The organism is Segatella copri, from assembly GCF_019249765.2.
Taxonomy (GTDB): Bacteria; Bacteroidota; Bacteroidia; order Bacteroidales; family Bacteroidaceae; genus Prevotella; species Prevotella copri_K.
Window position 1 is genome coordinate 3,148,436 of record NZ_CP152484.1, and the last position, 12,757, is coordinate 3,161,192.

The 12,757-nt window shown below is 44.6% G+C and carries 9 protein-coding genes and 1 pseudogene; 7 read left to right on the top strand and 3 right to left on the bottom strand.

Features of this window, described 5'->3' with window-relative positions:
* Positions 1-6: 6 nt before the first annotated feature.
* Both KUA46_RS13395 and KUA46_RS13400 read left to right on the top strand, forming a co-directional pair.
* Entirely contained in the window at positions 7-837 is an 831-nt protein-coding gene (locus KUA46_RS13395) for a zinc ribbon domain-containing protein (protein WP_153118409.1), read from the top strand.
* A gap of 897 nt (positions 838-1,734) precedes the next feature.
* A pseudogene (locus KUA46_RS13400) lies at positions 1,735-2,049 on the top strand (energy transducer TonB); the annotation flags it as partial.
* A 97-nt stretch (positions 2,050-2,146) separates the two neighbouring features.
* Here KUA46_RS13400 and KUA46_RS13405 read toward each other — a convergent pair.
* Positions 2,147-3,394 (bottom strand): ATP-binding protein, encoded by a 1,248-nt coding sequence (locus tag KUA46_RS13405; protein WP_256625072.1) that lies wholly within the window; start codon positions 3,392-3,394, stop codon positions 2,147-2,149.
* A 194-nt stretch (positions 3,395-3,588) separates the two neighbouring features.
* Positions 3,589-4,929, bottom strand: coding sequence for an ATP-binding protein (locus tag KUA46_RS13410; protein ID WP_153083700.1), 1,341 nt, complete (start codon positions 4,927-4,929; stop codon positions 3,589-3,591).
* A 299-nt stretch (positions 4,930-5,228) separates the two neighbouring features.
* Between KUA46_RS13410 and KUA46_RS13415 the strand changes: the two genes are divergently transcribed.
* The gene (locus tag KUA46_RS13415) at positions 5,229-6,212 is read left to right on the top strand and encodes a cation diffusion facilitator family transporter (RefSeq protein ID WP_420377701.1); all 984 of its coding nucleotides are present in this window, start codon (positions 5,229-5,231) and stop codon (positions 6,210-6,212) included.
* Between the two features lie 144 nt (positions 6,213-6,356).
* On the opposite strand, the gene KUA46_RS13420 is transcribed toward KUA46_RS13415, so the two are convergent.
* Complete coding sequence (locus tag KUA46_RS13420; RefSeq protein WP_218487541.1) at positions 6,357-8,414, bottom strand: TonB-dependent receptor plug domain-containing protein; 2,058 nt, start codon at positions 8,412-8,414, stop codon at positions 6,357-6,359.
* A gap of 381 nt (positions 8,415-8,795) precedes the next feature.
* On the opposite strand from KUA46_RS13420, the gene KUA46_RS13425 reads away from it, so the two are divergent.
* The 4 genes from KUA46_RS13425 to aat all read left to right on the top strand — a co-directional run bounded on the left by KUA46_RS13425 (position 8,796) and on the right by aat (position 12,669).
* Entirely contained in the window at positions 8,796-9,302 is a 507-nt protein-coding gene (locus KUA46_RS13425) for a flavin reductase (protein WP_218487542.1), read from the top strand.
* Between the two features lie 10 nt (positions 9,303-9,312).
* Complete coding sequence (locus KUA46_RS13430) at positions 9,313-9,615, top strand: ATP-dependent Clp protease adaptor ClpS (protein WP_006849241.1); 303 nt, start codon at positions 9,313-9,315, stop codon at positions 9,613-9,615.
* Between the two features lie 110 nt (positions 9,616-9,725).
* The gene (locus tag KUA46_RS13435; RefSeq protein WP_373121544.1) at positions 9,726-11,960 is read left to right on the top strand and encodes an AAA family ATPase; all 2,235 of its coding nucleotides are present in this window, start codon (positions 9,726-9,728) and stop codon (positions 11,958-11,960) included.
* Between the two features lie 43 nt (positions 11,961-12,003).
* Entirely contained in the window at positions 12,004-12,669 is a 666-nt protein-coding gene (gene aat / locus KUA46_RS13440; protein ID WP_117694924.1) for a leucyl/phenylalanyl-tRNA--protein transferase, read from the top strand.
* Positions 12,670-12,757: the final 88 nt, after the last annotated feature.

Here is a 12,757-nt window from a genome sequence, read left to right on the forward strand (position 1 = left end):
AAATGTATGGATACAAAGCATAAACGTTGCCCCTATTGTGGGGAGGAAATCCTTGCCGTGGCAAAAAAATGTAGATATTGCGGTGAATGGCTTGATGCTGACACAGAAAAGTCTATGACTCAAAAAGTAGATAGTATAGAGCCTGAAGAGGCAAGCACCACTGTTGATCGTGAGGAGAAAACATCTTTCTGGCGAAAGTCTTGGAAGGTGCTTTTTGCTATACTTGTGGTAATTCTGTTTGTTGGGATAAAAGTAGGACTGAAAGAAGGGGGCAGAGAGCTTGTGAAAGAAGCAGCAAAAGCACAAACTACAAAAGGTGATACTTTATCTGACGAAGCACAAGAAGTATATGCATTTAAAATGCTGAAAGAGGGTGATGACTATTTCTGGTATTTGACGGATGGAGGTGATAATGTGTACGTTTATGACGATGAAACATCATACGAGGATTTTGTCTTTCCTGCAATTGTATCAGGCGAGTTGAAAAGAAGATTGCTTCTGATAATGGAGATGAAGTATCCTAGTAAAACGTTTTGGCATTCTGCAGAGTGTGAACGTCATACCGTTGATGCTTTTAACCAATATGGAAGCTGCGTGATGGAACTCCCGATGAAAGAACGGAAGGAATTGGATGGCGTGGATATAACAGAAGTGATAAACAAAGCATATTACGATTGGAATCCTTTTCAGGTAAGAATCGTAGATAAGGGATATGGCTTCCAAACTTATTGCGTCAGAAAATCTCAAGAGTGGGATGGACAAAGGTTCGTAAGATTTTCGCAAGGAGAAAATGATGGGATAAAGATGGAAATAAATAGTACTAATGCTTTTCTATAAAAAAGGAAAATTATGAAACATATTATTTTACTTATAGTAGCTTTGCTATGTATGGTTGGTAGCAATGCTCAAACGAGAAAGCCTCAAATGAGAAAAATGGGGCAAACGTCTCAAACGGTTAAGGGTAAGACCACTTCTATGGGTAAGAACAATAGAGGTGCAAGAAATAAAAAGTCGGTGGATTCAAATACACTGTTTTGGCAAAGACTTATTGAGAATGCAGCAAAAAATTCAGAACGGGAACGATATGAAATGACCGACAGAGGACGAGTCATGAAAAATGTGAAGGAAAAATTTAGTGCATGGAATGAGATAAGAGAATTCGAGAAGACTACAGCTTACGAACTGCGTTTACAGCAATCTTCAAAGTTTGTGTTTGACTCCATTTGCTATGACGCAATTAAGGATAGAATGGGGGAAAATTGGAGCTTGGATTTGGAAAAGTATAATGCCGACAAAGAATATTTTCCTATTACATGTAATTTTAATGAAATAAGAGCTACCATATATGTATCTGTGCCTATAGCGGAAGCTCCACAATTTCAAGAGGATTTTAATAGGGGATATCAGACAGCAAAGCTACTGCGTCGTTTTGACAAATTCGTTTATGTTCAGAATATGATATGCCCGACCTCGATACTTGTAAATCGAAAGCCTTATTGGATTTGGCGTCATAGCTATGATGGGTATTATGGTGAGATAAATGAAGATTTTTTCATAAATGCAGATACGGCAAAGGTAACGTATAAAGATGCCAAGCCTTTGGTCGTAAAATTTAATGATTTGGGGATAAAAAACAAGTATCTTACAAATTATGTCTATGTCTTTAAAAAAGAGGAACATGTCAAGTCGATTATGATGCCTATAGATGGCAATTCGGAATTGGTTGATACAGATAAAATTTACGAACAAGTAGAAGAAATGCCTTCATTCCCTGGTGGCTCTAATGCCTTATTATCCTTCATTGCGGCTAATCTCAAATATCCTGTAGTTTTACAAGAAAATGGAATCCAAGGTAGGGTGATAGTAAAATTTGTTGTCGAAAAAGATGGAAGAATTACAGATGTTGAGATTACAAGAAGTGTTGATCCTACTTTGGATAAAGAGGCTATGCGAATAGTCAAGGCTATGCCTAAATGGAAACCAGGGAAGCTTAAGGGAAACTGTGTTAGGGTGAAATATACTATCCCGATAGTCTTTGGACTTTCATAAAATATTCGAGTTTATAACTCTCGATTTACTTAGGGATAAATGGCAATCTTGGAGGGGAAATATCCAAGATTGCCATTAGCCTTTTCCTTATAAATTATCATATAGAATCTTTATCCAACAAGAAATCAAATACGTCCATAAATACGATGCCGTCATCGTTTTGGTATTTCTTGATGAGGTCGCCTGTTATCACATACTTCATAAAACTATCGTCTATACGTAGCAAAGAAGCAAGTTCTTGTTTCGTCTTCTCCTTGTCTGGCAAACTGAGAGCCGACTGGATGTAGCAGCGTTTGTAGCCTTGGTTGCAAACAAAGTCAACTTCAAGCATCCGTCTCACTTTGGTTCCTTTTTCGTCCACGCCGTTGATTTCTACGTTGCCAATGTCCACACTATATCCACGGTAGCGAAGTTCATTATAGATGGCATTCTCCATCAGATGGGTTTTCTCTTGTTGGCGAAAGCCGAGAAGTGCATTGCGAATGCCTAAGTCAGAAAAATAATATTTCAATGGCGTTCCGATATACTTACGACCTTTTACGTCATAGCGATTGCATGGCTCAAGCAAGAACGCATCTGCAAGATATTCGATGTATTTCTTGATGGTTGCAGAGCTTATAGAGACATTCTTTACAGATTGGAAAGTATTGGCAAGTCGTTGTGGATTGGTAAGTCCGCCAATTCCCGATGCGAGAATCTTGAATAAATCGTTGAGTTCTGCATCGTTCTTTATCTTGTTTCTGTTGATGACATCTATCATGTAAGTCTCAGTCAAGAGGCTGTTCAGAAGTCTCACTTTTTCTTCTTCTGTCTTTTGTAGAACAACAGGCGGAAGACCACCATAAAGCAAATATTCGTTCCAACCATCCTGCTTGTCGCCATCATATACGGTCATAAATTCAGCAAAGCTGAGTGGTGAAACGTGTATTTGGTATCCTCGTCCACGAAATTCGGTTATTATATCCTTGGATAGGAAGCGTGCATTGCTTCCCGTCACATAAACATCAGCATTGGGAATATGCAATAATCCATTTAGTACATCTTCAAACTCGCCAAGCATCTGTACCTCATCAAGCAGAATGTAATAAGGTTGGTCGTCAGCAATCTTCTCTTTTACATACTTATAAAACTTGTCAGGATTGCGAAACTCCTTGAATGCATAGTCATCGAATGCCATTTCTATGATGTGGTCGGGCATGACTCCATCGTCTTCAAGGAAACGCTTGAAGAGACGAAACAGCAGAAAGGATTTTCCGCAACGGCGCATACCGGTAATGATTTTTACCAGTCCATTATGGCGTGAACTAACCAACTCTTGTAGATATTTGTCTCTATTTACAATCATAACAGGAAAGATTTTTGCGGATTTCCGCATTTTTCTTTTGCAAAAATAATACTTTTATTAATTCTATGTGGAATTTTTGCGGATTTCCGCAGTTTTCTTTCGCAGAATTAACGATTACGGCTTGATATTTTAAGTTCGTTAACTTATAATGGTAAATACAGAATCATCCCTCTCTGAGGGATTTTTCTGCATTTCTATCTTTCTCTTCTCACAAATCGTTTGAGCAGGAAGGTGAGGAAGTAGGGGAAGGTGTAAAACTTACCATTGAAACCGATGTTCTTATTGCAGAGCTTGATGCCGTATCTGATGTCGGGATATTTACCATCTTGTGCTGTTAGCTTGGCGAGCGACTTGGTGGCATTATCCGTGGCTTTTACTTCAACGGGGATGAGCGACTGGGCATCACGAATGAAGAAATCCATCTCTAGGGTAGATTTCTCGTTGCGATAGAAGTAAAGATTATAGCCTTGCTTTACCAGCATGTCTCCAACGATGTTTTCGTAGATGGCGCCCTTGTAGGTACCATAGTTCTTGTTCACTCTGATGTCTTCTTGCGATTCCTCATCTAGCGAGGCAACCAGCAAGCCCGTGTCCTTATAATAGAGTTTGTACGATTTCGGGTCGTAGTTGCCTTTCAGAGGTAAGGATACTTGGGCGAGACAATAGCAAACGTTGATGATACCTGCATCACGAAGCCATTCGATGGTGCCAACGTATTCTCTGTTTCTTGCTCCATGGGCAATCTTGCTTATCTGAAATTTCTTGTTGTCTTGTCCCAGGAAGACAGAAATATGGTCGTACACGTTCTTGATTTTTCCTTTGTCGAGTCCTTGCGCATATTTCGTAATGTCTTCCTCATAGTCAAGAAGAAGCTGGCGCTGTATCTTGAGCGTGCCGCTGAAGTTTCCGTTGCTCACGAACATATTGACTACGGCAGGCATTCCTCCGATGGTCATGTATTCACGGAATAGCCTCTCTAAAATATCCATTTCCATATTAGAAAGTGGTGTGATGGAGACCATCTTTTCGTAAAGGCGTTCTATAAAGGCAGAATCATAACCTTTTGCCCATAGGAATTCCTCGAAATCCATTGAGTGCATCGTGTAGTCTTCCTTATATCCCACGCTGTTCGATTCTATCTCGCGATAATTGATACCCATAAGCGAACCAGAGCAGATAACATCGTACCTGCCATCTATCTTGAAGGCTTTCAGACTGGTGGCGCAGGCAGGACAATCCTGCATCTCGTCGAAGAAGATGAGTGTGTTACCTGCTTCTATCTTGAGAGAAGGATTGATGAGGGTGAGGTTCCGGATAATGCTGTCTACCTCGTAACCTTCTTCGAAGATTGCCTTGTATTTTTGTTGCAATACGAAGTTGATGGCAACCACATTTTGATAGTTGTCATGGGCGAATTGTAGGATGGAAGCGGTCTTTCCTACTTGTCGGGCTCCCTTCACGATGAGGGGCATTCTCTCCTTATCGCTTTTCCATTCCTTGAGATAATTATCAATCTTTCTGCGCAAAAGCTTCATAATCAATATGTTTATAGTTCTTATTCGAGTGCAAAGATACAACTTTATCACAAAATTCCAAAGGAATTCGGACTGAAAATCACAAAATTCCTATTGTTTTAAGTCGTTTTATCACAAAATTCCATGCTTTTCTCTCTTCGCTATCACATTATTCCCTATTCGTTATACTTTTTTAATCTCTCTTTTTATCCGATTTCAGAAAAAAAATGTACTTTTGCCGCTCAATTCATGAAAGACAGGAATTTGGTTATACAAAAACATTATTAAGGAAGCAAAGGACTTCTGTAATATTTTATAGTATGGACAAGAATGAGAGAATAAATAACGAGCAAGAGATGCCCACAGAAACGAAAAAGAATCATTCCGCTGATGCGGATAGAGTAAAGGAAGTATATAAGGTGACGATAGCGGGAAGCATCATCAATGTGGTGCTGCTCGTACTGAAGTTTGCTGCAGGTATCCTCGGACATTCTGCGGCCATGATAGCTGATGCTATCCATTCGCTTACCGATTTCGCCACCGATGTGGTGGTACTGGTATTCGTTAAACTGGGCAATAAGCCGAAGGACAAGGACCATGATTATGGGCATGGCAAATACGAGACGCTTGCCACAGCCATCATCGGTATTTCGCTCTTCGTGGTGGGTGTGATGATCTGTTATTCTGGCGTAACCAAGACTTATCGTGCCATCTGCGGCGAGACATTGCAGCAGCCGGGCGTTGTAGCCTTGATTGCTGCCATCGTAAGTATCGTGATGAAGGAATGGGCTTATCAGTTTACGGTTAAAGCCGGAAAGAAATATCATTCCGAGGCTGTAGTGGCGAATGCCTGGCATCATCGCAGCGATGCTTTATCGAGTATCGGAACGATGTTCGGTATTGGTGGCGCCATCATCCTGGGAGAAAAGTGGGCGGTGCTCGATCCGCTGGCTGCCATCATCGTGAGTGTCTTCATCATCAAGGCCGCCTGGGGACTGGTGATGCAGTCTGTGAAAGAACTGACGGATGCCAGTCTTCCAGAAATGGAGGAAGATGAAATCCTGAAGATTGCAAATGAAGAAGAGGGAGTGGGAGAGATTCATAACCTGCGTACCCGTCGCATCGGAAACAAGATTGCGATAGAAATGCATGTCCGCATGCCGGGTTCTCTTTCGCTTTATGAGGCGCATGAGCATGCTACTCATATAGAAACAAAACTGAAGCAGCACTTCGGTGCAGATACCCATGTGGGAATCCATCTCGAACCGATAAAAGTGAACGGAAAATATCAGAAACCGGAATAATTGAAATAAAAGGAAATAGCCGGAATAAAAGGAAACGAGCCTTGACGGAAGGAAGAAACCTCCATCAAGGCTCGTTTTTTATTTGATATCCGAATCGTGTTTCGGATATTTATCATCTTTTGGGATGATTATTATCTGATTATATTATCGGCCGAGATTTACGCTGGCTCCTGCCATAATCCACAAACCTGGCTGCTTAACAGCTGTGAGGTCGTAGTAGCGGTGGCAAGTGATGTTGTCGGCTTTCACGAAGATATTGTATTTCTTCTCGTCCCACATCAGTTTGCAATCTACCTTGGTATATGGATGATAGCCATTCATTCTCTGCTGCCATCTTACGCTCCACGAAGCTGAAAGCTTGTTCCAAATCTGATGATCCAGACCGAATACAGCCTTGTGCTTCAGATACTCCAATGCATAGAGTGATTTCAGAATGTTTGTCTCGGTCTTATGATCCTGATAGATGTAAGCATAACCCAACTTGATGCGGGTAATGAAACTGTTTGGTACCAACTCTCTCATGTAGATGGTAGCATCTACGTTGTAGCCCATGTTGTTGAGCTTTCCGATGTTCATCACGTGATACTTGCTGTCTTTCTGCTCGGTCACGGATGTCTGAACCCAGTCAATCATGCTGGTGCCGTGTGCGTAGAATCCGCTAACGGTTGCTGCAAATCCTGTCTGGCGATATTGTGTTCCTACCTTGAAGGTTGAGTTCTTCTCCGGGTTCAGGGTGAGGTCGCCCTGCTGCACCGCATTACTCATGTATAAGTCGGTATAGGTAGGCATTCTCAATGCCTTGTTCCAGGAAGCGTAGAACTTCCAGTTGTCGTTAGGACGATAACTCATATCCACACCAGGGTAGAAGCGGAAGTCGTTGTCCAAACCGGTGTTCTTGTTAGCCAAGACACCAGCCGACAAGGTGAAGCCGCCGAAGATGAAGTTGTGCTCCAGCATGATGTTGGTATTGGTGCGCTCGCCCTTTCGGGTATATTGACGATCAGAACCCGAGATATCTTTATAGTCTTTCTCTGCGAGTTCCTCGCCCAATGCAGTAGAGTAGATGCACTCCTTACTGATGTCGAAACCTACTGCGGTCTTACCCAAAGCCCAAGCCACGTTGGCATTCAGTCCACCACCATAAACATCTAGGTCGTGATAGTTCTCGCCTGCTGCAGCTCCAGCTATACCGCGTTTCAGCTGGTAGTGATCCTTGAATTTGTTATAATAGAATTGAGGCGCAATCTCCCAGGTCTTCTCCTGGTTATGCAGACTCAGGTTGAGAGAAGCCATACCGTGGTCTGTCTTCTCATATTGGTTGTTGTTTTTGGCGCTGTAGAAAGTATTGGCACCATAGCTCTGGGTAGCAATACCCAACTGGGCGATGATGTCGAAACGCTGGTCGTAAGAGAAAGAGAGATTGCCGTAGCCCTGTCCTTTCTCGAAGTCGCTGTTGTCTGTGCCGCCATCCGAGCGCTTGTAGCCTCCGCTTACGGAATAAGCCTGGGTCCACTTGCCCGTTTCAAAAGCTGTTTGAATGCGTCCCTGTGCTCCGAAGCTTCCAAAGCTTCCGCCTTCTACACTTGCAGATACCCCCTCACTCTTAGCCTTCTTGGTTACGATGTTGATGGCACCATTGAAGGCTGAAGTTCCGAATAAGCGCGATGCTGCCCCCTCGAGCACTTCGATGTGGTCGATGTCAGCAAGAGCTACAGGAAAATCAGAAGCATTGTGACCAGTCTGAGGATTGGAAATGTTGACGCCATTCAAGAGAATGGTAATCTGGTCAAAGGTTCCACCATTGATGGAGATATCCGTCTGAACACCAAAGCCACCACGCTGACGGACATCCACGCCGGTAGCTAATTTCAATACATCGTTGATAGTCTGCGCAGCCGCACGATGAATATCGTCGCGGGTAATGACAGACACAATCTTAGGTGACTGCTCTACAGTCATCGGCGCACGAGATCCGGTAACGCTCACCGCATCCAGCTCGTAAGCCTTTCCGCCCTTGTAGAGGGTAGAATCAACCTTGGCTCCCTCTGTGCTTACGCCTGCTGCCTTAGCATGGCTCAGGGTAGCAACGCTGAGTGCACCAACAAGTACCTCTCTTCCCAAAACTGCGAAGAGTGAGTAGTTCTTGTTAGAGAATCGGTTGAACTTCAAGCTGTTGCGCTTGTTGAAAATTGTTTTGTACATTAAATTAAATGTTTATAAATGAATAATAAATCGAAGCCTTCCGCCTTCCCGGCTTTCGGCATTCGGGGTGCAAAGGTACTGCCTTTTGGGCAACTGACAAAATAAAATGTGAATTATTTTTTCAACTGCCGATGCAAAGTTAATGTAAATCAAGGTCGGTTTCCTACCTCACAAATCGTATTCAATTCAGCCTTCTTGTGGCATAAAAAAGTATTAATTAGGCATAATCCTCAATAGGGTGATGCGATTTTCTTAAAGAAACATTCGCTTTTTCAGATTATTCTTGTATCTTTGCAGTTGATATGGGCAGCATTCTGCAATCAGAATACTGCTGTCGCAATTTTATGGTAATTAGAAATTAAAAAGAAAGGAACAGATAAGATGGAAAAGATCAACGTAAAAGAACTGAATGACAACGTCTTCGAGACTATTGGTAAGGAGTGGATGCTGGTATGTGCCGGCAACAAGGATCATTTCAATATGATGACCGCCTCTTGGGGCTGTTTGGGATGGCTTTGGAACAAGCCGGTGGCTGTGGTCTTTATCCGTCCGGAGCGTTTCACCCACGGCATCATCGAGGAGAATGAATTCATGACTCTCTCTTTCCTCGGCAACAGCGAGGAGGCTCGTAAGATTTATAACTTCTGCGGCTCTAAGAGCGGACGCGATTTGGATAAGGCGAAGGAAACAGGACTGATTCCTGTAGAAACTGATAACGGCTGCATTGGCTTCGAGCAGTCACGACTCACCCTGGAATGCCGCAAACTTTATAAAGACAGTATGACCGCCGAGAAGTTCCTTGACAAGGACCTGCTCCAGTGGTATGGTGCCAAGGGCGGATTCCACGATGTTTATGTTGTGGAGATTACCAATGCGTATAAAAAGTAAGAATTAAAATATGGCTCAAGAACAAACAGCAATTCGTGAACGCCAGAAAACCAGGCTCAAGGAGCCGGGGCGTTACGTGGTAATGATGTTCAACGACGACTTCACACCGATGGACTTCGTGGTAGAAATCCTCGAATCCATCTTCTTCAAGTCGCAGGCTGAGGCTGAAGCAATCATGCTCAAGGTTCATCACGAAGAGAAAGCCGTGGTGGGCACCTACAGCTACGACATCGCCAAGAGTAAAGTGGAGAAAGCGATGGAGAAAGCCCGTACGCAGAAGTTTCCGCTTAAACTCACTTATATGCCGGAATAGGCGTTGATTTCGGGGAAATATCCCCAATATATGCTAAGAAAAAGAAAGGAAAAAATAGAATGGACAGTATGGGATTGACCCGATATATGAGTGTTCTGATGGACGATGCCATGAAGCAAGCCCGGTTCTTCGACCACGAGTTCGTGATGCCCGAGCACATGCTGCTGGCGTTGCTCAGGCAGTATGCATTCTGTCAGGCGCTGCAGGAAGAAGGTGTAGACAGCCTCAAGATGCACGAAGACTTGGTGGAATGGCTCGCCAAGCAGGAGCGTGTGCCTGAAACCATCAAGTATCTGCCAGAGCCGTCATCGCTCTTCAAAACCATGTTTGGAACGGCGTGCGCCCTGGCTGCTGCTGCCGACAGACAGCTGGTGAATGTACCTCATTTTGTGCAGGCGATGTTTGGCTTGCAGAATTCAGAAGCCGCCTTCCTGCTGTGCAAGAATGTGGGCGACCGGCAGGGCGAGTTCCTGGCGAGCGTTGACAGTTATTATCCTATTGGAGATGATACTGGAGAGGCTGGCATGGGCATGGGAGCAGACTTTGATGATGACGATTATGCCAACGAGTATGATGACGACGAGGAAGAAGGCAGAAGACAGGTTGTACAGGATTGGCATCAGCTGGTTACCTGTATTTCTGACAAGGTAGAAGAGCACAATCCGCTCATCGGAAGAGAACAGGAACTGGACAGAACCATCCAGGTGCTCTGCCGTGCCGAGAAGAACAATCCGCTCCACATCGGAGAAGCCGGAGTCGGCAAGACAGCTCTGGTCTATGGTCTCGCCAAACTCATCAACGAAAACCAGGTTCCTGAACGCCTCAAGGGGGCTCGCATCTACGGCATGGATATGGGACAGATGCTTGCCGGTGCCCAATATCGCGGCGACTTCGAGAAACGCATCAAGATGGTGATGGAGGGAGCCGTGAAGGAAGGCAATACCATTATCTACATCGATGAGATCCATAATATGATAGGTGCCGGTCGTGGCTCAGATGGCGGACCTGATGCATCCAATATGCTGAAGCAATATCTGGAGGCAGGCGATATCCGTTTCATCGGCTCTACCACCTACGAGGAATATAACCGTTACATGGCTCAGAGTAAGGGCATCGTGCGCCGGTTCCAGCAGATAGATATCAAGGAACCTACCGAGGAGGAGGCTATCAAAATATTGGAGGGCTTGCAGTATAAATACAACAAGTTCCACAATGTAACCTATCGCAAGGACGCCCTGGAATATGCCGTCCGTGCCAGCGCCAAATATATCAGCAACCGCTGTCTGCCAGACAAGGCCATCGACCTGATGGATGAGGCGGGTGCTTATCTGGAGGTGCATCCGGTAGAATCTCGCCAGCGCTCTTATGTTACCAAGTCTATCATCCAGCAGATTCTGATTAAAGTCTGCAAGATTGATGCAGCTGCGATGAAAGATGAGAATAACGATGCTTTGGCTACGCTCCGCCAGCGCATACTCGACAAGATTTACGGTCAGGACAAGGCTGTAGACAAGGTGGTTGAGGCTGTGATGATGGCAAAGGCGGGATTGACAGATGATGACAAACCATTGGCTTCGCTCCTCTTCGTGGGACCTACCGGAGTAGGAAAAACCGAGGTGGCACGGCAGTTGGCCAAGGAACTCGGCATCGAACTGGTACGCTTCGATATGAGTGAATATACCGAGAAGCATACCGTGGCAAAACTCATCGGTTCGCCAGCCGGATACGTGGGTTATGAGGATGGAGGACTTCTGACCGATGCCATCCGCAAGACGCCAAACTGTGTACTCCTGCTCGATGAGATAGAGAAGGCGCATAGCGATATCTATAACATCCTGCTCCAGGTAATGGACTATGCCCGTCTGACTGATAACAAGGGCCAGAAGGCTGATTTCCGTAACGTGATTCTCATCATGACCTCAAATGCCGGAGCACAATATGCTTCACGGGCTAGCGTAGGTTTCAATGGAAACGTAAGTCGTGGCGAAGCGATGCTGGCACAGGTGAAGAAGACTTTCAAGCCTGAGTTTATCAACCGACTTTCCGACATGGTGGTGTTCAACGATATGGATAAGCACATGGCAGAGCTGATTCTTGCCAAGAAACTTCGTCAACTCGATGCGAAACTGGCAGCAAAGGGAGTTACCGTAACGTTAACCGATGCTGCGCGTGAACAGTTGCTGAAATGGGGCTTTACCAAGGAATATGGTGCCCGCGAGATGGACCGTGTCATCGGTAACCGCCTGAAACCGATCCTGATGAAGGCGCTGCTCTTCGGCAAACTCAAGAAGAGTGGCAAGGCGCATGTCGACTTTGACGGAAAGGAACTGGTGATTAATTATTAGAATGAAAGTCTAGTCAAGAATATTCTTGATAAAAGATAAGCGTATGATATTACAGATAGATGATACTGCGGACGAGATTTACTTTCCCGATCCGCATTATGGCGATGAGGATGGATGCTTTGCGATTGGTGGCGATTTGAGTATCGACCGCCTGTTGCTGGCTTATAGCAATGGCATTTTCCCCTGGTATAGTTTCCGTGACCAGCCTGAAATACTCTGGTTCTGTCCGATGAAGCGTTTCGTCATCTTCCCTGATGAAATCCACATCAGTCATTCTATGCGTACCCTGATGAGAAAGAACCGATACAGCGTAGGAATCAACGAAGATTTCGATGGCGTAATACGGGGATGCAGCAAGACCAACGGACGGTATTGGGAAGATGGCGCATGGCTGGGCGAGAACATCATCCAGGCATTTACTGCCCTCCATAAGCAGGGCTTTGCGGCGAGCGTAGAGGTATGGGATAATGAAACTGATGAACTGGTGGGTGGACTTTATGGTGTCACCATCGGCAAGGTTTTTATAGGAGAAAGCATGTTCTCCAGGGTTCCGTCAGCTTCTAAGATTGCCCTCATCTTCCTTGCCAGATACTTGCAGGAGCACGGTGGCAAGATGATAGATTGTCAGTTGGAGACTCCTCATCTCAAATCGATGGGTGGCAGATATATTTCTTACGAGGAATATATGAAGATTATGAACGAAGAATAAGAGATGTTCTTCTCGGAATAGAAGAACATCTTCTTTTGAATAAAAAATAAAGGCTAGGTTCCCAGAATCGTGAACCTAGCCTTTGTTA

Bases quoted from the DNA above. Each gene is read 5' to 3' on its own strand.
- KUA46_RS13425 (WP_218487542.1), top strand. From the start codon at position 8,796: ATGGAAAAGATCAACGTAAAAGAACTGAATGACAACGTCTTCGAGACT.
- KUA46_RS13420 (WP_218487541.1), bottom strand. From the start codon at position 8,414: ATGTACAAAACAATTTTCAACAAGCGCAACAGCTTGAAGTTCAACCGA.
- KUA46_RS13395 (WP_153118409.1), top strand. From the start codon at position 7: ATGGATACAAAGCATAAACGTTGCCCCTATTGTGGGGAGGAAATCCTT.
- KUA46_RS13415 (WP_420377701.1), top strand. From the start codon at position 5,229: ATGGACAAGAATGAGAGAATAAATAACGAGCAAGAGATGCCCACAGAA.
- aat (WP_117694924.1), top strand. From the start codon at position 12,004: ATGATATTACAGATAGATGATACTGCGGACGAGATTTACTTTCCCGAT.
- KUA46_RS13430 (WP_006849241.1), top strand. From the start codon at position 9,313: ATGGCTCAAGAACAAACAGCAATTCGTGAACGCCAGAAAACCAGGCTC.
- KUA46_RS13410 (WP_153083700.1), bottom strand. From the start codon at position 4,929: ATGAAGCTTTTGCGCAGAAAGATTGATAATTATCTCAAGGAATGGAAA.
- KUA46_RS13435 (WP_373121544.1), top strand. From the start codon at position 9,726: ATGAAGCAAGCCCGGTTCTTCGACCACGAGTTCGTGATGCCCGAGCAC.
- KUA46_RS13405 (WP_256625072.1), bottom strand. From the start codon at position 3,394: ATGATTGTAAATAGAGACAAATATCTACAAGAGTTGGTTAGTTCACGC.